The organism is Cognatundibacterium luofuense (assembly GCF_018139685.1).
Classification (GTDB): Bacteria; Pseudomonadota; Gammaproteobacteria; order Burkholderiales; family Burkholderiaceae_D; genus Undibacterium; species Undibacterium luofuense.
In genome coordinates, this window is record NZ_JAGSPN010000326.1 from 1 (window position 1) to 354 (window position 354).

Annotated in this window: 1 pseudogene; it reads right to left on the reverse strand. The window is 49.7% G+C overall.

Annotated elements, in window-relative coordinates:
- Positions 1 to 354 (reverse strand): annotated as a pseudogene (locus tag KDM89_RS20625) (serine endopeptidase); the annotation flags it as partial.

The following is a 354-nucleotide window of genomic DNA, read 5'->3' on the forward strand; positions in this document are numbered from 1 at the left end:
GGTACTGCTGCAGCGCGCGCATTAAGGCTTTTCCGCCAAGAAAGGTCAATATGGCGCCGACGCCATAACGAATATAGCCGCCAAAGCTGGGCAAATACGGGACCAACTCAAAAAAGAAGGCGAATAAGGCAAAAAAGATGAAGCCCCAGGCAAAAGGCCAGTGCTGACTATTACGATGACGGCGGAATAACCAAATGGCAGCGATCAGTAAAGGAAGGACAAACAACAGGCGTATTGCAAATGTCTTCAACGAAGCCTGGTATAGCGCCTGTTGAAAGGCTTGATCAGCTTGATAGTTCAAAGCACTGAGCTGTTCCTGCAGAGGCTGCAAGCGCTCACGCTGAGCCTCTATTT